Source organism: Flavobacterium sp. CLA17, from assembly GCF_013112255.2.
Taxonomy (GTDB): Bacteria; Bacteroidota; Bacteroidia; order Flavobacteriales; family Flavobacteriaceae; genus Flavobacterium; species Flavobacterium circumlabens.
Window position 1 is genome coordinate 2,243,550 of record NZ_CP068294.1, and the last position, 21,117, is coordinate 2,264,666.

At 39.8% G+C, this 21,117-nt stretch carries 22 protein-coding genes and 1 pseudogene; 11 read left to right on the forward strand and 12 right to left on the reverse strand.

What is annotated here, in order from left to right; all coding sequences use genetic code 11:
• The first annotated feature begins 3 nt into the window (after window positions 1–3).
• Both HAV12_RS09580 and HAV12_RS09585 read left to right on the forward strand, forming a co-directional pair.
• Complete coding sequence (locus tag HAV12_RS09580) at window positions 4–1,410, forward strand: efflux transporter outer membrane subunit (protein WP_171569445.1); 1,407 nt, start codon at window positions 4–6, stop codon at window positions 1,408–1,410.
• Between the two features lie 191 nt (window positions 1,411–1,601).
• A complete protein-coding gene (locus HAV12_RS09585) occupies window positions 1,602–3,203 on the forward strand; it encodes a Na+/H+ antiporter (protein ID WP_171569446.1) in 1,602 nt (533 codons plus the stop codon).
• Between the two features lie 23 nt (window positions 3,204–3,226).
• Here the strand turns inward: HAV12_RS09585 and HAV12_RS09590 are convergent, their stop codons facing one another.
• The gene (locus HAV12_RS09590) at window positions 3,227–4,243 is read right to left on the reverse strand and encodes an LLM class flavin-dependent oxidoreductase (protein WP_171571658.1); all 1,017 of its coding nucleotides are present in this window, start codon (window positions 4,241–4,243) and stop codon (window positions 3,227–3,229) included.
• Window positions 4,244–4,599: 356 nt separating this feature from the next.
• Between HAV12_RS09590 and HAV12_RS09595 the strand changes: the two are divergent.
• From HAV12_RS09595 to HAV12_RS09625, 7 genes and pseudogenes are all read left to right on the forward strand, one after another.
• Window positions 4,600–4,971, forward strand: a pseudogene (locus tag HAV12_RS09595) (epoxide hydrolase N-terminal domain-containing protein); the annotation flags it as partial.
• A gap of 69 nt (window positions 4,972–5,040) precedes the next feature.
• Window positions 5,041–5,892 (forward strand): alpha/beta hydrolase, encoded by an 852-nt coding sequence (locus tag HAV12_RS09600; RefSeq protein WP_240345274.1) that lies wholly within the window; start codon window positions 5,041–5,043, stop codon window positions 5,890–5,892.
• 132 nt (window positions 5,893–6,024) lie between these two features.
• Window positions 6,025–7,029 carry an alpha/beta fold hydrolase gene (locus HAV12_RS09605; protein WP_171569447.1) on the forward strand — a complete coding sequence of 335 codons (1,005 nt, stop codon included), beginning with the start codon at window positions 6,025–6,027 and terminating at the stop codon, window positions 7,027–7,029.
• 181 nt (window positions 7,030–7,210) lie between these two features.
• On the forward strand, window positions 7,211–7,642 hold the full coding sequence (locus HAV12_RS09610; RefSeq protein ID WP_197984782.1) for an organic hydroperoxide resistance protein: 432 nt from the start codon (window positions 7,211–7,213) through the stop codon (window positions 7,640–7,642).
• A 63-nt stretch (window positions 7,643–7,705) separates the two neighbouring features.
• Window positions 7,706–8,464, forward strand: a complete 759-nt coding sequence (locus tag HAV12_RS09615) for a thioredoxin family protein (protein ID WP_171569448.1) — start codon at window positions 7,706–7,708, stop codon at window positions 8,462–8,464.
• 76 nt (window positions 8,465–8,540) lie between these two features.
• Window positions 8,541–9,560, forward strand: coding sequence for a sensor histidine kinase (locus HAV12_RS09620; RefSeq protein WP_171569449.1), 1,020 nt, complete (start codon window positions 8,541–8,543; stop codon window positions 9,558–9,560).
• Window positions 9,541–10,308, forward strand: a complete 768-nt coding sequence (locus tag HAV12_RS09625) for a LytTR family DNA-binding domain-containing protein (protein ID WP_154339587.1) — start codon at window positions 9,541–9,543, stop codon at window positions 10,306–10,308. Before HAV12_RS09620 ends, HAV12_RS09625 begins: the two co-directional genes overlap by 20 nt.
• A 615-nt stretch (window positions 10,309–10,923) precedes the next feature.
• Here HAV12_RS09625 and HAV12_RS09630 read toward each other — a convergent pair.
• The 8 genes from HAV12_RS09630 to HAV12_RS09665 all read right to left on the reverse strand — a co-directional run bounded on the left by HAV12_RS09630 (window position 10,924) and on the right by HAV12_RS09665 (window position 17,027).
• Window positions 10,924–11,991 carry a nitronate monooxygenase family protein gene (locus HAV12_RS09630; RefSeq protein WP_171569450.1) on the reverse strand — a complete coding sequence of 356 codons (1,068 nt, stop codon included), beginning with the start codon at window positions 11,989–11,991 and terminating at the stop codon, window positions 10,924–10,926.
• Window positions 11,992–11,997: 6 nt separating this feature from the next.
• The gene (locus tag HAV12_RS09635; RefSeq protein ID WP_171569451.1) at window positions 11,998–12,372 is read right to left on the reverse strand and encodes a nuclear transport factor 2 family protein; all 375 of its coding nucleotides are present in this window, start codon (window positions 12,370–12,372) and stop codon (window positions 11,998–12,000) included.
• 89 nt (window positions 12,373–12,461) lie between these two features.
• Window positions 12,462–13,202, reverse strand: a complete 741-nt coding sequence (locus HAV12_RS09640) for an SDR family NAD(P)-dependent oxidoreductase (RefSeq protein WP_171569452.1) — start codon at window positions 13,200–13,202, stop codon at window positions 12,462–12,464.
• A gap of 27 nt (window positions 13,203–13,229) precedes the next feature.
• Entirely contained in the window at window positions 13,230–13,448 is a 219-nt protein-coding gene (locus tag HAV12_RS09645) for a 4-oxalocrotonate tautomerase family protein (RefSeq protein ID WP_132037078.1), read from the reverse strand.
• Between the two features lie 12 nt (window positions 13,449–13,460).
• Window positions 13,461–13,994, reverse strand: a complete 534-nt coding sequence (locus tag HAV12_RS09650) for a YceI family protein (RefSeq protein ID WP_171569453.1) — start codon at window positions 13,992–13,994, stop codon at window positions 13,461–13,463.
• Between the two features lie 94 nt (window positions 13,995–14,088).
• Window positions 14,089–14,667, reverse strand: a complete 579-nt coding sequence (locus HAV12_RS09655) for a Crp/Fnr family transcriptional regulator (protein WP_171569454.1) — start codon at window positions 14,665–14,667, stop codon at window positions 14,089–14,091.
• Window positions 14,668–15,188: 521 nt separating this feature from the next.
• Window positions 15,189–15,836: an NAD-dependent epimerase/dehydratase family protein gene (locus HAV12_RS09660; RefSeq protein WP_171569455.1), complete on the reverse strand. Its 648-nt coding sequence runs from the start codon at window positions 15,834–15,836 to the stop codon at window positions 15,189–15,191.
• A gap of 390 nt (window positions 15,837–16,226) precedes the next feature.
• Window positions 16,227–17,027 (reverse strand): SDR family oxidoreductase, encoded by an 801-nt coding sequence (locus HAV12_RS09665; RefSeq protein ID WP_171569456.1) that lies wholly within the window; start codon window positions 17,025–17,027, stop codon window positions 16,227–16,229.
• A 126-nt stretch (window positions 17,028–17,153) separates the two neighbouring features.
• Here HAV12_RS09665 and HAV12_RS09670 point away from each other — a divergent pair, with 126 nt between their 5' ends.
• Window positions 17,154–17,738, forward strand: coding sequence for a TetR/AcrR family transcriptional regulator (locus HAV12_RS09670; protein ID WP_171569457.1), 585 nt, complete (start codon window positions 17,154–17,156; stop codon window positions 17,736–17,738).
• Window positions 17,739–17,788: 50 nt separating this feature from the next.
• On the opposite strand, the gene HAV12_RS09675 is transcribed toward HAV12_RS09670, so the two are convergent.
• Window positions 17,789–18,586 carry an alpha/beta hydrolase gene (locus tag HAV12_RS09675; RefSeq protein WP_197984783.1) on the reverse strand — a complete coding sequence of 266 codons (798 nt, stop codon included), beginning with the start codon at window positions 18,584–18,586 and terminating at the stop codon, window positions 17,789–17,791.
• 37 nt (window positions 18,587–18,623) lie between these two features.
• On the reverse strand, window positions 18,624–19,043 hold the full coding sequence (locus tag HAV12_RS09680; protein WP_171569458.1) for an OsmC family protein: 420 nt from the start codon (window positions 19,041–19,043) through the stop codon (window positions 18,624–18,626).
• 136 nt (window positions 19,044–19,179) lie between these two features.
• On the opposite strand from HAV12_RS09680, the gene HAV12_RS09685 reads away from it, so the two are divergent.
• Entirely contained in the window at window positions 19,180–20,148 is a 969-nt protein-coding gene (locus tag HAV12_RS09685; RefSeq protein WP_171569459.1) for a hydrogen peroxide-inducible genes activator, read from the forward strand.
• Window positions 20,149–20,239: 91 nt separating this feature from the next.
• On the opposite strand, the gene HAV12_RS09690 is transcribed toward HAV12_RS09685, so the two are convergent.
• Complete coding sequence (locus HAV12_RS09690) at window positions 20,240–21,094, reverse strand: outer membrane beta-barrel protein (RefSeq protein ID WP_171569460.1); 855 nt, start codon at window positions 21,092–21,094, stop codon at window positions 20,240–20,242.
• Window positions 21,095–21,117 lie beyond the last annotated feature (23 nt).

Genomic DNA, 21,117 nt, shown 5'->3' on the forward strand with positions numbered 1-21,117 from the left:
AAGATGACTCATAGTTCCAATAAATATATACTTCTGGTACTGGCAGCCGCGCTTTTAAGTGCGTGCTCCATTACCAAAAAATACGAACGCCCCGCAAGTGTTTCGACCGAAAAGTTGTTTCGTGATGAGACTTCCGCCGACACCACGACAATGGCAGCGATGCCCTGGCAGAGTGTTTTTAAAGATGCAAAACTAAATGCCCTGATTCAGAAAGGACTCGATCAGAACCTGAACCTGAAAAACGCAATTGAAAATATCATTCAGGCACAGGCGACTTTGCGTCAGAGTAAACTGGCCTATTATCCGACCTTAAACCTGGATGCCAATGTAACGCGTACCAAACAATCGGAGGCAGGTCTTAACTTTCCGGCAGGGATCAACATCAATACGCTGACAACGACGTACAAGTTAGCACTGAGTACGTCCTGGGAAGCCGATATCTGGGGAAAACTGAGCAGTTCCAAAAGAGCTGCACTGTCCAGCTACCTGGCTACAGATGCGGCCAAACAAGCGGTTCAGACACAATTGATTTCGGATATTGCCAATAATTATTTTCTGTTATTGTCTTTGGACAAACAATTGGAGATTACACAAAAAACACTGGAAAGCCGTATTAAAAACGTAGAAACGATTAAATCCCTAAAAGAAGGGGCCATCGTTACCGGTGCCGCTGTGGTACAGAGTGAAGCCAATCGTTATGCCGCGGAAGTGCTGATTCCGGATTTAAAACAAAGTATTCGCGAAACCGAAAATGCCCTGAATATTTTAATGGGACAAGGGCCCGGAACCATCGAAAGAGGTATATTGGAAGATCAGGTAATTCCTGAAAACATTAAGGTGGGTGTATCTTCCCAGTTACTGCAAAATCGTCCTGATGTCCGTCAGGCGGAATTTAATTTCAGGACTGCTTTTGAAAGTACCAATTTAGCGCGTACTTATTTCTATCCGAGCCTGACGCTTACGGCAAGTGGCGGTTTTTCGAATTTAGAAATAAAAGATTTTTTCAGTAATTCTATTTTCTATTCGCTTATCGGAGGATTGACACAGCCGCTTTTCAATCAGGGTTTAAACAAAGCCAGACTGACAACGGCACAATCGAAACAGTTACAGGCACTGAATAATTTTCAACAGAGTCTTTTAGTGGCAGGTCAGGAAGTTTCGAATTCCTTATACGCCTATCAGATGGCAGTTGAAAAACAGGATTCGAGAGCCAGACAAATTGAATCATTAGAAAAAGCGGTGGATTATACACAACAACTTTTAGAATACAGTTCTGCAACCAATTATACAGATGTATTAACGTCAGAACAAAATCTGTTGTCGGCGCAATTAAGCGGTGTAAATGATAATCTGCAGAAGTTACAAGCGCTGGTTAACCTGTACCGTGCTTTAGGTGGCGGATGGAAGTAATTTTTTTTAATTAAAAAACGCACCATCATCATCGTTAATTAATTTTGGTTAAAAAACGTCTCAAATTTTTGAGGCGTTTTTTTGTTTTAAAAGCAAACGGTTTATACCGCAGGGATTATCATAAAATATTATATTAGTACCCTTAAAAAACCTGCTGCCAATTTTAAAAATAAAGCCAAAAATAAACGGAGATGGAAAATATTACAGTAATCATTATGTTGTTGTTCGGGGTTGCTTTCCTGAGCCTTCTAAGTAAAAGATATAATTTTCCAATTCCAATCGTGCTCGTTTTGTGCGGGGTTGTCATCAGTATTGTTCCGGGTCTTCCTGTCATTGCCTTAAGTCCGGAAGTGGTTTTTATTATCTTTTTGCCACCGCTTTTATACCATGCTGCCTGGTACACCAGTTGGGCCGATTTTAAGCAAACCGTGCGCCCGATTACACTTGCGGCTGTTGGTCTGGTGCTGTTTACCACAGTAGCGGTAGCCTGGGCAGCCCATTTACTCATAGATGATATTTCGTGGCCTTTGGCCTTTTTACTGGGCGCTATTGTTTCGCCTCCCGATGCTGTTTCAGCGACTTCTATTACAAAAGGTTTAGGACTGCATCCACGGCTTATTGCGATCCTTGAAGGAGAAAGCCTGCTCAATGACGCGAGCGGTCTTGTGGCGTATAAATATGCGTTAACAGCGATTACTGCCGGTAATTTTGTACTCTGGCAGGCGGGATTGAATTTCTTTATCATGTCTACCCTCGGCATAGCCATTGGTCTGGCCGTTGGTTTTGTCATGAGTTTTATACATAAAAAGTTTGTCTGTGACGATATTATCGAAGCGACCTTTACGCTTCTGACGCCTTTTGCATCGTACCTGATTGCCGAGCATTTTGAATGCTCCGGTGTTTTGGCGGTGGTCACAACAGGTTTGTATCTTTCGGCACGATCAGGGACGATTTTTACACACGAAAGCCGTATGATGACGGGAACAATATGGAGTGTTCTTACGAATATTTTAAACGGTTTAATCTTTATTCTGATTGGGCTGCAGCTGCGTCAGATTATCGAAGGCATAGGCGATTATTCGGGAATGTCTTTGTTTGTGTGGGGGGCAACGGTAAGTATTGTGGTTATTGTAGTCCGGTTTTTGTGGGTGGTTCCGGCCACTTTGGTTCCGAGGTTTTTAAGTAAAAAAATCCGGGAGAAAGAAGAATTTGATTACCGGAACATGATTGTTTTCGGATGGTCCGGCATGCGTGGCGTGGTCTCCATGGCGGCCGCTTTGGCTTTGCCTCTGACCATCAATGATAATGAAGCGTTTCCGTTGCGGAACCTGATCATTTATCTGGTGTTCTGTGTGATCTTGTCTACGCTGGTCATTCAGGGGCTAACCTTGCCGTGGGTGATCCGTAAATTAAAATTACAGCCTTACTCTATTCTGGCAGAGGAGTACGGTATCCGAAATATAATTGTTTCGGAAACGATTGCCCATATCGAAGATCATTTTTCCTTATTGAATGATGATCTGCTGCATAATATAAAAAGCAAATACGAGGTGAAATTCAACCGTTTGCAGAAAACCGAATTACCGGCCAATTTCTTCGGAAAAGGAAACGTGATGGGTGGCGAAATCTTCAATGATTTTACCAAATTGCAAATTGACTTACTCAACGTAGAGCGTTCCAAACTCGAAGTCATGCACAAAAAAGGTTCCGTAAACGAGGAAATTTTCCGTAAAATCGAAAAAGAACTCGATCTGGAAGAAAGCCGTCTGTGGATGGAAATTTACGAAAACTAATGATAAACAAAACCTCTGATGTCTTACTGAATCAGAGGTTTTACTTTTGTGCCTATAAGTTCTATGGCGTTCATCAATTGTGTGTGCGTAAGTCCGGCATTATCCATTTGGAAAGTAAATCTCGAGATTCCGCCCAGTGCATCGCTGTGACGCAGGATTTTCTCGGCTACCTGCTCCGGATTTCCAAGAACGAGCACTCCTTTTTCGTCTGCCAGATAATCAAATTTTTCTTTGGTTACGGGCGGCCAGCCACGTTCCAGTCCTAATTTGGTCCAGAGTTCGGCATAACCGGGATAGTATTCTGCTACAGCACTTTCATTGGTAGCTGAAACATAACCGGGCGAATGTAAACCGACTTTTAATTCTTCGGGTTTGAAACCGTTGGCTTGCCCGGCTTCGCGGTACAAATCGATTAAAGGGCGAAAACGGTGCGTTTGTCCGCCAATCACGGCCACCATAAGGGGTAAACCTAAAATTCCGGCTCTGACAAACGATTCCGGGCTTCCGCCAACACCCAGCCAAACAGGTAATTTTTCCTGTATCGCTCTCGGGTAAACGGGTAAATTATTTAAAGGCGCACGGAATTTTCCGGACCAGGTGACAAATTCATTATCGCGGACTTGCAGCAACAGTTCGAGTTTTTCCTTGAAAAGTTTATCGTAATCGTTCAGTTCAAAACCAAAAAGGGGATAGGCTTCAATCGAAGACCCACGGCCTACGACAATTTCAGCCCTTCCTTTGGAAATCAGATCCAGCGTTGCAAAACTTTGGTAGACCCGCACCGGATCTGCGGCGCTCAGGACGCTCACGGCACTCGTAAGCCTGATTTGTTTGGTTCGTGCTGCAGCAGCACTCAGAATTACAGCCGTAGCCGAATCTAAAAATTCTTTTTTGTGGTGTTCGCCAATTCCGAAAACATCAAGTCCGACCTGATCGGCAAACTCAATTCGCTGAAGCAGCTGCTCCATGGCCTCTACACTGCTAAGTGTGTTGTTATCGCCGTACATCGCCGACGCAAAACTGTCTATTCCTATTTCGATCATGACGTAAAGATACTAAATTCAGTTTTTTTACGGTTATGAAATTTTTTTCAAAACTCAGGTTTTAGCAATTTAACTGCAAAGGTAGCAAAGTTTTCTTGCCACAGATTACCTTGATTTACATAGATTTTAGAATCCGTGTTAATCTGTGTAATCTGTGGCTATAATTTTTTAATCACTTCTATTCCTTGAAATCCTAACGTCCCGATGGCTATCGGTATTGCGGTTAAAATACCAGCTGTCCATTTCAACCTGATCTTTGTCCGTTTGGGCTTTTTTCTGATTTTAAAACGTGGATTATCGAAATACTTTTGACAAAGAAATAAACTGATAATCATAATTTAATATCAAAAAAGATGAAAACAAATACAACCACCAGACGCAGCTTATCGAATGTAATAGCGACAGGCGCGCTTATTTTGATTGCTGCTACAGGATTTGCACAACAAAAAAATACAAAGGGTTCAGAAGCCATTCGCCCGTATCACATCAGTGTTTCGGAAGAAGCCATTACAGATCTTCGCAACCGTGTCAATGCGACCAGATGGCCGGCACAGGAAACCGTGACGGATCAGTCACAGGGAGTAAAATTAGCCCAGATTCAGGGTTTGGTAAAATACTGGGGAACCGATTACGACTAGCACCAAACAGAAACCAAACTGAATGCATTGCCACAATTTATAACTACCATAGACGGCCTGGACATTCAGTTCATTCACATTCGTTCGAAACATAAAAATGCCTTACCGTTAATCATTACGCATGGCTGGCCGGGATCTTTCTTTGAACTTTTAAAAGTGATCGGACCTTTAACAGATCCTACCGCTTACGGAGGAAGAGCCGAAGATGCTTTTGATCTTGTCATTCCGTCCATGCCCGGTTATGGTTTCTCTGAAAAACCAACAGGAACCGGTTGGGGACCTGAAAAAATTGGTGCAGCCTGGGATGTTTTAATGAAACGTCTGGGGTACAAACATTATGTTTCGCAAGGAGGTGACTGGGGTTCTGTAATTGCAGATGCCATGGCACGTCAGGCTCCGGAAGGACTGTTGGGAATTCATGTGAATATGCCTGCCACAGTTCCGGCAGATGTTGCCCAAGCCTTAAAAAACGGAGATCCGGCACCGGCAGGATTATCGGTTAAGGAAAAAGCCGCTTTTGCTTCGTTGAATAAATTGTACACCAGAGGCGGAGGGTATGCCGGAATGATGGTCACACGCCCTCAGACTCTAGGATACGGACTTACAGATTCTCCGGTTGGACTGGCTTCGTTTTTCCTGGATAAATTCAACGAATGGACGTACAGTGGCGGAAATGCTGAAAAATCACTGACCAAAAACGAAATGCTGGATAATATTTCCCTGTACTGGTTTACCAATACGGCCAATTCATCCGCACAATTGTATTGGGAAAACAACACCAACAACTTTAATGTGGTGGAACAAAAAACACAGGATATCAAAATTCCGGTTGCCATAACCGTATTTCCGGGAGAAATCTATCAGGCACCCAAAAGCTGGGCGGAAAGAGCCTATAAAAACCTGAGTTATTTTAATGAAGTAAACAAAGGCGGTCATTTTGCCTCATGGGAAGAGCCACAAATTTTCACCATAGAACTTCGTACGGCTTTTAAATCACTTAGAAAATAATTCAAATTTTAGTATTGTCCAATTCACTCCCTAGTTTGTCCGCTTCAGCTTTTTTCTGATTGTAAAACGATGAGGGTCAGGATATCTTTGACAAAGAAATTAACGAATCAATACTTTAAAAATCAAAAGAATATGAAAACTATACGAAACAAAATCGCTTTTATTGCAGTCCTTTTGCTAAGTGTAAATTTTAGCAATGCACAAACAGAAAAACAAACCAATACAATCGAAGTAAGCCGTTCACTGGGCACCTTAAAACAAATCAATGCAGGACTATTGAACGTGGGATATACCGAAGCAGGTCCTGCAACGGGAAGTCCGGTCATTTTGCTTCACGGATGGCCGTATGACATTCACAGTTACCAGGAAGTGGTGCCGATTTTAGTGGCGAAAGGCTACCGGGTGATTACGCCTTATTTAAGAGGTTTTGGTACGACTCGTTTTTTAAGTGATGCTACTTTCAGAAACGGACAGCAGGCTGCTTTGGCCACTGATGTGATTGCTTTGATGGATGCGCTTAAAATTAAAAAAGCTACTATTGGCGGCTTTGACTGGGGAGCGAGAACAGCTGTTGCGGTAGCTGCGCTCTGGCCGGAACGTGTAAACGGACTGGTTTCGGTAAGCGGATATCTTGTGGTAAATCTGGAAGCGAACTTAAAACCGTTGCCTCCAACAGCAGAATACGGCTGGTGGTATCAGTATTATTTTGCTACGGAAAGAGGAAAAACCGGATACACGCAAAATACCTATGAATTCAATAAACTGATCTGGAAACTGGCTTCCCCAATCTGGAATTTCGATAAAGCAACTTACGATCAGACGGCACAATCTTTTGATAATCCGGATCATGTGGCCATTGTAATTCACAATTACAGATGGCGTCAGTCTCTTGAAGCGGGAGAATCTAAATACGATAACCTGGAAAAACGATTAGCAGCTAGACCTGAAATTACAGTTCCGGCAATTACAATCGGAAGTGATTTTGATGGCGCTTTCGCGGATGGAAAAGCGTATGCGAACAAATTTAAAGGGAAATACGAACACCGAATCTTAAAAGGAATAGGACATAATGTACCTCAGGAAGATCCGAAAGCTTTTGCACAGGCTATTATTGATGCAGACGGATTTGGGAAATGAAGAGTTAGGAGTTGGGAGTAAAGAGTAAAGAGTAAAGAGTAAAGAGTAAAGAGTAAAGAGTAAAGAGTAAAGAGTAAAGAGTAAAGAATCAAGAGTAAAGAATCAAGAGTAAAGAATCAAGAATCAACGATAAACAATAAACCATAAACAATAAACAATAAACAATTTAAAAATTACAATCATGGAAAATTCAAACATCCCACAACCGGAAAAAATTCTTTATACCGGGAAAACACATACAACAGGAGGGCGCGAAGGGGCTTCCAGAAGTTCAGATGATAAACTGAATGTGAAACTGACTTCTCCGGGTTCTTCGAGACCGGGAACCAATCCGGAACAGCTATTTGCTGCCGGATGGTCGGCCTGCTTTATTGGCGCCATGGGAATTGCAGCCGGAAAAATGAATATCAAGCTGCCGGCAGAAACGGCTGTAGATACCGAAGTAGATTTGGGGGTAACGGCCGGAGAATATTCTTTACAGGCCCGTTTAAATATCAGTCTTCCGGGATTAGAGCCTGAAGTGGCAAAAGCAATTTCTGCCGAAGCGCACAAAACCTGTCCGTATTCTAAAGCGACAAGAGGAAATATTAATGTAGAAATTACTATTCTTTAAATCCGTAAAAGAAACCTCTTCAACCGAAGGGGTTTCTTTTTACTCACATTTAATACATAAATCATGAAAAAAATAAAAACCGCACCCATTTTTGTAACCTTATTGTTATTAATCGGAATGACAAGCTGTGCCCAAAATAATCCGGATATAAAGACTGCAAAAGGAATTGCCGTTTTAGAGTTATTTACTTCCGAAGGCTGCTCCAGTTGTCCGCCGGCAGATGACTTGATGGGGAGCATTCAAAATGAATATAAAGACGCCCAGGTGTATGTGCTGTCGTATCACGTTGATTATTGGGACAGACAGGGCTGGAAAGATATTTTCAGTAATCCGGACTATACAAAAAGACAATACGATTACGCCAAATGGCTGGGAAAAGAACCCATTTATACGCCTCAGGTTATTGTAAACGGTAAAAAAGATTATATCGGTTCTGATGAAACTGCAGTACGAAATGCAATTAAAAATGCGCTTTCTAAACCTGCAACTGCCGAATTAGCTTTGGAAACAACGCTGGTCAATAACAAACTGAATGTAAACTATAACGTAAATGGTATTTCAAAAAACAGCCTTTTGCTCCTTGCCGTGGTACAGAAATCAGCTAAAAGCAGTGTGAAAAGAGGAGAGAATGCCAATCGGATTTTGTCACACTATCAGATTGTAAAAAAGCTGCACAGTATTGCTTTAAAAAATAACGGAAGCGGAACTGCGACTATTGCTGCACCCAAAGAATTTACGGCCAAAGATTTTGAAATAATTGGTTTCGTTCAGGATCTGAATTCCGGAGCGATTTTAGGTGCTGCAAGAGCGGAAAACAACTAAGTGAGAAATCAGTTTAGCACTAATAAATTTTCAAAATAAGCTTACCTTTGGGTAGGCTTTAATGATTTATACGACAATGGAAAAACAGAAAAAACGCTTTGAGGTATCCGGAAAGGTCATATGGGGAAGTTCCATATCGCTGGCCGTTCTGGCTTCGGTACCTAAATTATTTGATTCTTTTTCAACACCGGGTGATATTGTCATCAATTCCTCTATTACGCTGTTGTTTTCGGTTTTTATATGGTATTACAACATTTACAGCCTGCCGAAATTTTCATCACAGCGCACCTCCAAAAACCTGTTCAACGGAAAGCTTTTGCTGAGCGTACTTTTAGGTATCGTCATGATGGTGATATTGGTGATTGCCCATCAGGAACTTTTTGAGGTTTCGAAAATGGATGCGCCGATCATGTTCGAATTGAGAGGGCTTCTGATCAACCTGATTGTGTATATGTTCCTGCATTTGCTTTTCCAGAACTATCAGACGCAACAGCTGGGCGTGGAGCTGGAGCTTACCAAAGCAGTAAACCTGGGCGCGCAATACGAATTGCTGAAACAACAGGTCAATCCGCATTTTTTGTTTAACAGCCTGAATACTTTAAAATCAATGGTCGATATCAACGATCCGATGAGCTCTGATTTTATCTTAAAACTTTCTGATTTTTACCGCTTTACACTCGAAAGCAGAAAGATGGACCTGATTCCGCTCCGGGAAGAACTGCAGATTTTGGATTCCTATGTTTACCTGCTGAAAGCCCGATTTGAGGATGGATTTGTTTTGGTGAATGAAGTAGACCCGAAACAATATGATTCAGCTGTTCCGCCTTTTACCCTGCAGTTGCTGATCGAAAATTGTATCAAACACAATATTGTATCGCTGGATAAACCACTGGTCATTAAATTATACAGCGAAGGCGATTTCCTGGTGGTCGAAAACCAGATTCAGCTGAAAAGAGGGGCTTTATCGACCGGAGTCGGATTGGATAACATAAATCAGCGCTTCCAGCATTTAATCCATAAAGAGATTGAAATTGATAAAAATGAAACTATTTTTAAAGTAAAAATACCCATGATCTATGACTATCATAATAATTGAAGACGAGGTAAAAACGGCCAAAGCGCTTGGCCAGCTTATTCTGAGTATCAGGCCTGATGCGCAGATTTTGTCGTACATACAAAGTATTGACGGTGCGGTAAGTTACCTGCAGGAAAACGACCAGCCCGATCTTATTTTTATGGATATTCAGCTGGCGGATGGTCAGTGTTTTGAAATTTTCAAAAATGTTGAAGTGCTGTCACCGGTCATCTTTTGCACCGCTTTTGATGACTATGCGATTGAGGCATTCAAATCGAACGGAATTGATTATGTACTAAAGCCTTTTTCGAGAGAAAGTATTGCCCAGGCCATTAAAAAAGCAGGAGAACTGAAAAACTTTTTTCAGCGTAACAAAAAGGCGATGCCCGATTTCGATTATTTACTGACGCGGACAGGCGAGAATACAGGGAAAAGCAGTTTTCTGGTTTTTAAAAATAATAAATACCAGACAGTACAAACTGAAAATATTGCGTTTTTTTATATCAAATATGAAACGCCAACGATCATGACGCTGGATAAAAATGAATATCAGATTACACAATCGTTAGACGAGGTTCATAAATTATTATCGCCCACCCAATTCTTCAGAATCAACAGGCAATATCTGGTCAATTTTTCTGCAATCAGGGAGGCGGAGCATTATTTTTCGCGCAAACTGATCATCAAATTAACGATTCCGACAGAAGAAAAATTATTGATCGGAAAAGAAAAAGCAACCGCTTTTTTAAGCTGGCTGGAAAACCGATAACCCGTTAATTTCTTCCAAGAAAGGATCAATTAACAGGTTATAGTTTGAATTTAAAATTATAATTCCGGAAACATAAAACAGCTCAAAAAGAAAAGAGCCGACAGTATAAAGCTTACGATTAAGATGATTTTTTTCATTTAGATTGTTTTTAAAGTTATTTAACGCAACAAAATTGTCACTAAAGCATTAAAAAAAACAGTAAAATCATGTCGAACCGGACGAATTGAACTTCGAGACAGACAATAGTTATTGTGGAGCTTTACCGAAAAGTTTTCTTGCCGCAGATTACTTTGATTTAGAGAGATTTTTTAATCATTTTAATCCTTATAATCTGTGGCTGAAAAAAAAAATTACGCAATCTTCGGAGCTATCGGGACGCAAAGTTTTCTTGCCACAGATTACTTTGATTTAGAGAGATTTTTTAATCATTTTAATCCTTTAATCTGTGGCTGAAAAAAAAAGATTACGCAATCTTTGGAGCTATCGGGGACGTAAAGTTTTCTTTCCACAGATTACTTTGATTTAGAGAGATTTTTAATCGTTTTAATCCTTTAATCAGTGGCTGAAAAAAAAATACGCAATCTTTGGGGCTATCGGGATTGTGTTAAAAAACATTCACAGCAATGCCCCGGTTTCGGTAATTAGTGCCTGCATAAGTTCGCTGGCATTACGGTGTTTTAAGGCACTTGTATTTTGCCCGGACCAGAAACTGATCATTTCTGTTTTTCCCTGTGCCAGCGCGGCGGCTTTCAAAGGTGCAATTAGTTTGGTCTGTAATGGAAAAGGCAAAACTTCTGTCTCAAAAGGAACAGCATCCGATATCCGGTTGCTTAACAGGCGTCCCATTCTTCCCGTAAGCGATTTCGAAACGGTAGTTGGATTGGCTGTACCGGATAACAGTACTTGTTTGTGAAGTGGTGTTGCTCCTGATTCCTCTGTTACCATAAAGGCGGTACCTAATTGTACGGCATCGGCTCCCAAAGTCATCGCGGCTGCAATACCTTTCGCATCGATAATACCACCGGCTGCGATAATTGGCGTTTTTGTTTTCGCTTTTAGCTGTTGCAAAAGGGTAAACAGTCCCGTAAAAGAATCCTGGGCAGGTCTTAAAAACGAAGGTCTGTGTCCGCCGGCTTCAAATCCTGAGGCCACAATAGCGTCTACCTGAGCTTCTTCCAGAGCAAGAGCTTCTTCTAAAGTGGTAGCCGCCCCAACCGTTTTGATGCCCAATCTTCGGCTTTCGTTCAGGATTTCTTTCGAAGGAATTCCAAAAATAAAACTGAAAACAGCAGGTTTAATTTCGAATAAAGTCTCTACTTGTTTTTCAAACTTCGACGGAATATCAGCATAAAGATCAGGTAAAGGAATCCCTAATTCATCAAAATAGGGTTTAAAAAGCAGTTTGATTTTTTCTACTTTTTCAGGTGGATAATTGACAAGCGTTTTATCCACATCATTGACCCATAAATTGATATTATAAGGTTTATTGGTCCGTTCTTTTATGGCTTTTCCGGCTTCCAGAATTTCTTCGGGAGTCAGCGTATAGGCACCATAGCTTCCTAATCCCCCGGCATTGCTGACAGCAGCCAATAAAGCGGCAGTTGAAAAACCAGCGCCCATCGGACCCTGTAAAATAGGATATTCTATGCCTAGCAATTGTGTTATTTTAGTTGAATTCCACATCAATGTTTAATTTACATGAGTTAGTAGTTTGTTTACAATCACCCATTTGCCATCGACAACAGCAAAACTCAGCTGATCATAATAGTTATATTCAAAAATGGGAACTTTCACTTTAGCTACAGCCGTGTTATTGATGACTTCTAAAGATACGATTTCCATGTTGAATTTTTCTCCGAGTTCGCGAGGACTCTTACGGCCTTTTACGCCTTCCAGATACTGATCCAGCGTTTTAAAATAAGGCATTCCTTTAATGTCTCCAACGATTAACGCTTTTGGGTGAAAAGTCTTTTCTAATAAAGCAGCATCACCCTTGTAAATACCATTGAAGTAATTCATAATTAGTGCCGTAATTAAAGCTGCACTTGTACTAAAATTGTCCATAATTTTTGGATTAAAATAAACCGGTTGGGTGTAATGGATTACGACTTCTGTTTTTGAATTACGCCCAACAGGTTTAAAGGATTAAAAAATTAAAGTATACTGTGGCCGGCAACGTGTCCGCCATCTAAATTAATAATTTCTCCGGTAACAAAATTACTTTCGGCCAGATATAGTGCCAATTCAGCCACATCGCTGGTTTCACCGATACGATTTAGTAAGTGTAAACCTGCTAACGTATCTGCATTGTCTACTCCGGTTTTGGCCTGTAGCGGGCTTCTGATAATACCGGGAGCGATGGCATTGACACGGATATTGTTTTTTCCGAATTCAGCGGCAAGTTGTCTGGTAAGGGCGTGAATACCGCCTTTGCTCGAAATTGGAGCCGTAGCCGGGAAACCATCAATGGCGTGATCTACCAATACTGTTCCGATATTGATAATAGAACCCTGACCTTGCTGCAGCATTTGCTTTACAGCCGACTGACTGGTAAAAAATGTTCCTTTAAGATTGATACCTAAAAAACGGTCCAGATCTTTTTCTTCTACTTCCAGAAAAGATTTTGGTTCAAAGATTCCCGCATTATTAATCAGTACATCTACACCGCCAAAACGGGCTATGGCAGTTTCAACCAGTTTTCTTCCAGTTGCAGTAAGACTAATATCTCCAGCTACCATCGCTACTTTCTCCGGATTTCCCAGTTCCTGATAAGTAGCTTCAAGGTTAGCTGAATTCGCTGAGTTGATCACGAGATTATGTCCTTTTTCCAGAAATAACTGAGCGATTGATTTTCCGATTCCGGTAGAAGCACCGGTTATTATTATTGTTTTCATTATACTTTTTATTTTTTTTGTAACTAATTATTTTTTCTGTGCGGTAATTCCTTTTTCACGAAGGACAGAAACCTGTTCTCCTGCAAAACCCCAGTCGTCTAATTCTATTTCCTGAATGACAATATGTGTAAGGCTTGGATCTTTATCTAAAACATCAGTTATAAGATTTGTAATTCCGGCTATAAGCTGTTGTTTTTGTTCTCTTGTAACGCCTTCGCGTGTGACTTCTATTTTTACGTACGGCATGATTTCCAGAATTTAAGCAAGTTTAGCTGTAACGTCTACGTCCAGTTCAAACTCATTGTAGATCAGTGTGTCTCCAAGATTAGTGAAGAAATTTCCGGAGCGGAATTTCATATCATATTTGGTACGGTCAACGATAATTTTACCGGAAGCTTTCAGTTCGTCTCCGTTTGTTTTTACCTCTAAATTGAATCCAATCGGATGTGTAATGGCTTTGATGGTCAGTTTACCTTCTACAAAATAGTTTGTAGCAGATTGTTGGGCTGCAGAAGTGATAACTAAAGAAGCGGTGTGGAATTTTTCTGTTGAGAAAAAATCATCAGAAGCCAGGTGTCCTGCAAATTGTTGGTTCGTTGCCGGATCAGTTACGTCAAGAATTACAATAGAAGTAGTGTCTATCACTACAGTTCCTCCGGTAAGATCTCCGTTCGTGAAAGTGAAGTTACCTTCCTGAATGTCTATTGTTCCATTGTGTGCTCCGGTTACTTTTTTACCGGTCCAGTTTACATTGCTTTGAGTACCTGCAATTTTAAAATTTTGAGTTTCCATAATATTGTATTTTTAAATTGTTATTAATTTATAGTACAAAGGAATGGCGATTCTCAAAATTCATTACGTGATGTAGATCACATTCGTAAAAAGGCTATTTGGAAGAATTATACAATCGGCTTAACGTTTCCCGGGAAACGCCCAGATAAGCGGCAATTAAATGTTTGGGTACGGTATTGTAGAGCGCAGGGTAGAGTGCCAAAAGTTCTTCATATCTGGTTTTAGTATCATTGTTCATAAAAGAAAGTAATCTTTTTTGCGCAGCGACATAGCCTTTATTAGTTCTCCATCTGAAAAAATGCTCTGCCTGATGCAGTTCGCTGCAGATTTTTTCGCGGTCACTGTTAGAAAGGGAAAGTATTGCTGCATCCGAAACACAATCGACGTTTATGGTCGCTTTTGTTTTATTGTAAAGTGCTGCATAATCAGAGGCCCACCAGGTAGGCATGGCAAATTGCAGGATGTACATTTTGACCTCGTCATTGACAAAAAAAGCTTTCAGGCAGCCCTCAATAACAAAATATTCTTTGTCGACTATATCTCCTTCACTAATAATGCTTTGCCCTTTTTTAAAAGTTTCCGGTTTAAAATGCGAAAAGAAATAATCAAATTCGTCGTCTGTAAGTGACGCAATTTTTAAGACGTGTTCTTTTAGGAGGGCTTTGGCTTGCATTTGTTTTGAATTTGATAAAACGAAATTACAAATTAAATAATTGACGAAATTCAATCGGCGAAATATTTGTTTGATCTGACAGGTTGTGGGAGTCTAACCGCGGGAGCAAGTGTCTACGCAATGTTCGCAAAGTTTTTCTGCCACAGATTACACAGATTTACACTGATTTTTCAATCCTTTTAATCTTTTAATCTGTGGCTAAAAAAAAAAAGATTTATGCTATGTTCGCAAAGTTTTTCTGCCACAGATTACACAGATTTACACAGATTTACACAGATTTTTCAATCCTTTTAATCCTTTAATCTGTGGCTAAAAAAAGATTTACGCTATTTTCGCAAAGTTTTCTTGCCACAGATTACACTGATTTTCACAGATTTTTAATCGTGCATCCCGATAGCTATCGTGCCGCAAAGTTATTATAGATATAGCTTTGCGATCGTTGCGTTTTACAAGGTTCCTATGATAAAAAAAACTTTGCGTGCATTGCGTTTAAATAAAGCTATCGGGAAGCCAAAAAATAGCTAAAGTTCCGCCAAAGCCTTAATATCCTCAATCTCCAGAATCTGTTTCGGATAACCTTCTTTTACCGTGTTAATCATCGCCTGACCGACATCTTTTAAAGTCAGGGATTTTTTAGGAAATAAAACCGGGAAAAGCGGAATCATAATTTTGAAAAAAGTTTTTACATTTTTCTGTTCCTTAAAAGGTCTCATAAATCCCGGACGGAAATTATACTGTCCCCTGAAAGGTAATTTCATCAGATCATTTTCGGTTTTTCCTTTTACGCGGGCCCACATTATTTTTCCGTTTTCAGAAGTATCGGTGTGGCTTCCGGTCACAAAATTAAAAACCATATTGGGATTAATTTCTGATAATGCTCTGGCAAAAGCCAAAGTGGTATCGTAAGTGACATAGGTGTATTTTATTTCATTCATTCCCACGGAACTTACACCGGCACAGTAAAAACAGGCATCGTAATCTTGAAGAACATCCGCATATCGGCTTAATTGCATGAAATCCAGGACAATTAATTCTTGCAATTTCGGATGTTTTATAGCGGATGGTTTACGGTTGATCATCAATACTTTTTTAACCGCATAGTTGTCCAGACATTCTAATAAAACACCTTCGCCAACCATTCCTGTCGCGCCTGTAATAATTACTTTCATGTTTTTGTTTTACAAATTAGTGTGATTATAGTTTTCTGTCTGCAAATATCACTTTTACAGCAACAAATTACTTTGTTTACAATTTCTTTTTACTTTGTTTGACGGTTCAGAAATTCTCATTTATGTCTTTCGAAGATATTAAAACTTTCTTTTGTTTTATAATCATTGCGTTTTTTACTATTGAACCAACATTCCGTAATAGTTCATTTCGACGAAGGAGAAATCACATGCGCTAAATCATAAAGGATGTTACGCTGTGGATGTGATTTCTCCTTCGTCGAAATGACAAAGAAGAGAATCATAAACTGCATTTTATCTGTAAAAATATAATAAAAACAAAAAACCGGAAGCGACCCACTTCCGGTTTTAATTTATATGAAAAAGAAAGAATTAGTTTTGTAAATAACGCTCAGCAGGTTTTCCGTTTTGTGAACCTGTAAATAATTTGATGCGGGCATCTTCGTAAGTGTCAATTAATTCCTGATTGTGCACCGATGGGAAAGTGGCTAATTCACCTGCTTCTAATCCGGCAAGAGCGGCGTCCACACAATCTTCTGTTGTCATGATAGCGGCCTGATCCAAGGCTGATAATGGTACTCCGCCCACTTCCCAGATTTCAGTCGCTGTAATAGAAGGATTCACCAGTTGAACTTTGATATTGGTTCCTTTTACTTCTTCCTGTAATCCTCTTGTATATTGCACCACAAAACCTTTTGTACCGCTGTAAACGCTGCTGATTGGCAAAGTAAAAGCACCTAAAACCGAACCAATATTAATAATGGTTCCTGCATTACGTTCTATAAGTGACGGAAGAATTGCATGGGTTAGTACCATTAGCGAAGTAATGTTTACATCTACCATTTCTTTTTGTTTTTCGATAGAAGTCTGCGCTATCGGGGCAAGGGTAGAAGTTCCGGCATTATTAATCAGTAATGTAATATTTGCATCCTTTTGAATGTCGTTGGCTACTTTTTCCAAATCTGATGTTGCACTTAAATCTGCGACTAAATTCGTAACGGTTACACCATATTTCGAACGCAGTTTTTCGGCAAGTTCAATTAATTTTTCTTCGCGTCTCGCTACCAATTTCAAATTGTAACCGCGTGCTGCAAGTTTCTCAGCAAATACTTTTCCTAATCCTGATGATGCTCCGGTTACCACCGCAGTGCCTAATTCATTGTTTGTTTTCATGATTTTTTATTTTAAATAATTTTTTATTCTGACTCGTTTCAATTCAAAAATGATGTAAACTAATCTGTTTACACTTGTAAATGTATACAGAACTGTTTACATTTGCAAAAGAAAAGGAATAAAAAAATGAAAAATAATTCAGAAACCTCCGCGAAGTCCTTGAAACGGGAAGAAATGGTAAAGTTTGCTTTTGATACTTTTTACAAAAACGGCTTCCATGCGACTGGTGTGGACACCGTTATGGAAGGAACCGGAATTTCTAAACGTACTTTATACAAACATTTTGGTTCGAAAGAAGGTCTGATTCTCGCCACAATCGATTATTATCGCACGTTTATGAGAGAAGTTATTTTGGGTTACATCAACAGTAATCCGAAAGCTCAGCCTGTGGATAAGGTATTGCGTATTTTTGATTTTTTGATCGAAAGGGCAGAAGAAGGGCAATACAATGGCTGTTTTGTAATGAATGCCAAAACAGAATATGCCAACAAGGTCACTGAAATTGAGGCCAGCTGTGATCATTATACGGCAGGAATCCAGCAGCTTATTGAAGCCACTCTGGAAGAAGCTAATGTACCAGACTACCAGGAACTGGCGGTTCAGATTATGATGCTTTTTGAAGGAGCCATTATTCGCAGTAAAGTGACACGAAGTGCCGACACGATGCGACTGGCTAAAAAGGCCGCAGGAATGCTTTGTGAATACAAATAAAAAAACTCCGACAGATTGCCGGAGTTTAATTCACCTTTATAATAAGAGATTTATTTTTTTGCCACTTCTTTTGAGGCTTTAATAATGACTTCCGCAACTGCTTTTGGCTGGGAAATAAACACTACGTGACTTCCTTTTATTTCTGTTATTTTTGTTTTAGAACGTTTATACATGGTACGTTGTATATCCGGAGTGATACTTTTATCTTCTGTAGCCACAATTCCGTAAGCTGGTTTGTCTCTCCAGGCTGCTTTGGTAATTGGCGTTCCAAAACCTTTAGCATAAAATGCTCCTTGTGATGCAAACATAAAATCAGACAGGTCTTTCGGAAGATCTCCTGCAAATCCTGCGTGGAATTTTGCCTGATCATAATACGCAATTCCTTTGTCGTCCGGAGCTAAAACACCATTTTCCGGAGCCGGAGGTGCAGTTTGCAGCCATTGTACAGAGTTTTCACCATTATCAGGCTGTAAAGCTGCCACATACACTAAAGCCACAACTTTTGGATGATTTCCGGCTTCTGTGATTACGGTTCCACCCCAGGAATGTCCTACTAAAATAGTTGGTCCGTCTTGTTTGTCAAGTGCTAGATTTGTTGCTCTTACATCGTCTTCAAGGGAAGAAAGCGGGTTTTGAACGATGGTTACATGATATCCTTTTTTCGATAAAATATCATATAATCCTCTCCAGCCTGAACCATCCGCGAAAGCGCCATGTACTAAAACTACATTTTTTACAGTCGGCGCATTTTGTGCACTGGCAATAGTTGTTGAAAATAAAAAAGAGAAAAATAATACGGCGAACATGAAATACGAATTCAATTGTTCTTTTATAGTGATTGTTTTCATTGTATATGAATTTAAAATTGTTTTTTTAGATTGAAAATTAAGCAGTTAATACGATTGATAATGTAATTTCTGTATTCAGTAATTTAGAAATCGGACAAATGGCTTTTGCTTTTTGAGCCAATTCCTGAAATTGTTCTTCCGCGATTCCCGGAACTTTTCCTTCCAGTTCCAATTGAATTAAAGTGATGGTACCGTCTTCTAAAGTTACTTTTGCTTTTGTATTTAAATCTTCCGGCACAAAACCTGCTTCAGATAATAAAAAGCTTAACTGCATGGTAAAACATCCTGAGTGTGCCGCTGCGATTAATTCCTCCGGATTGGTTCCCACGCCTTCTGCAAAACGGGTTTTAAAAGATAATTGTGCGTTGTTTAGTGTGGTGCTTTGTGTACTGATAGTTCCGTTTCCTTCCATTCCTGTACCTTTCCAATTTGTGTTTGCTGTTCTTGTAAATTTCATGATCTTAATTTTTATGTTGTTTTAAATTTTTTGAGTTTTACAAATCGTTGTTCTGATTTGATGAGACAAATTTATGGCGGGCATACTTATAAATCAAATTAATAATTTTGTACCTTTATAAATTAAATTTATAATCATGACCATTCAACAATTAAAATATATCGTCGCTCTTGACGAAGAACGCCATTTTGCTAAGGCTGCCGAGGTTTGTATGGTTTCCCAGCCCGGGTTGACGATTCAGTTAAAAAATCTGGAAGAAGAAATCGGAATTAAAATTTTTGACCGGACGAAGGTTCCGCTGACACCAACTGTACTCGGAAAAGAGATTATCAGCAGGGCCAAAAAGATTTTGCGCGAGGCCAACGAAATTCGTGATTTTGTGGTGAATGAGAAAAACGCACTGGAAGGAGAATTAAAAATTGGTGTGATTTCGACTTTGTCTCCGTACTTAATTCCGCTTTTTATTAAAGTAATGAAAGAGATTACGCCCAAGGTTCATTTTATCATTAAAGAAGCCAATACGGGACAATTGATGCACGATGTAGAAACCGGGGCACTTGATGTGGCGATTATGGCTACGCCAACGGGAAATAAAAACCTCATCGAGCATCCGGTTTTTCAGGAACCTTTTGTGGCGTATCTGAATAAAGAACATCCGATGGCAAAGGAAAATTTTTATGAAATTCAGCCCGGTGATAAACCCATGTTACTGCTGCTTCAGAATGAATATTGCTATAATGCGCAATTACTGGATATCTGTGGATTGAAAGCACCGGGGCCGATCAAAGACCAGTTTAGTTACGATATCAGTTCTATTGAAACTTTAAAAAACCTCGTTCGTGCCGAATTGGGATTCGCGATTATTCCGCAGCTTTCTACTCTGAATGAAAAAGAAAAAGAACTTTTTAAGCCTTTCAAAGATCCAAAACCTGTTCGCGAAATCAGTTTTGTGGTTTCGGATACTTTTTCAAAAAAACTATTGCTGGAAAAAATGAATGAAGCGATTTGGAGCTGTCTCCCGGATGCTATTAAAACCAATGTCAGTTATAGAAAAATCAGATGGAACGATTCTCCGTATTTTGTGGATGCGGTCAGTAAGGTGTAAAAAAAAATGCTTAGGTGCTATTTTAAAATATAGCCTAAAAAAAAGGCATACGGTTAAGTATGCCTTTTTTGATATCAACTGTGAGCAGTATTTAATGAATAGCAAATCGTAACCGGATTCCGTAAGAAACTAATCTCACGTCATTTGCGTATTGGGAATTCAATACTGTATTGTGTCCTAACTGAACCGGTAAGGCAGCATTGTACTGCACCACGTTTTTAGTACTTTCTTTGTCGTAAATATTGTTCAGTCCATAATCCAGGTACGCACCAATGTAGAAGGAACTTTTGTCACCCAATGCTTGTTTTACACCTGTTTCAAAAGTAGCGGAATAGGAAACTTCGGTATCAAGATCTTCTTTGCCGACTTTGATATTATTTGTACTTGCAAATCCTGCAAAAGCCGGAGAAAATAATTCTACGTTGTACTGCGGATAATAACCGCTGGTAGTCAGATTGTCTATCGTTGATTCATAAGAACCATTGATGGCAAAACCCACTTTGGCACCTGCGGCAAGATACAATTGAGTGGTTCCCGGAGTTTCAAACTGAATATTAATAGGGATATTGATGTAGCCTAATTTCTGGTTTTCCCTTAAATTGGTAGCCCTGTATCTAAATTGAAAGGATTCATTTTCAGCATCAACAGTGTTGTATTGCCCTGCGATAGATTGAAATTTGGCATCCGATTGATAAGACTGGTACTCGGCACCAATTCCAATACTAAACCCTTCGTTTAAGTAATACGAATAACGAAGACCTGCACTAAATCCGTTTCCTTCAACTAAGTCAACGCCTGGTGAATCAAATTTAATAAAGGATGACGGGCCGGCAACAGCAATGGAAATTTCATACTTTTTATCCTGACCGTAACTACTTAAGCAAGTGCCTAAAAGCGCAGTGACCATTGATAAAGAGGCTATATGGTTTGTGATATATTTTTTCATATTGAAATTATATTATGCCAGTG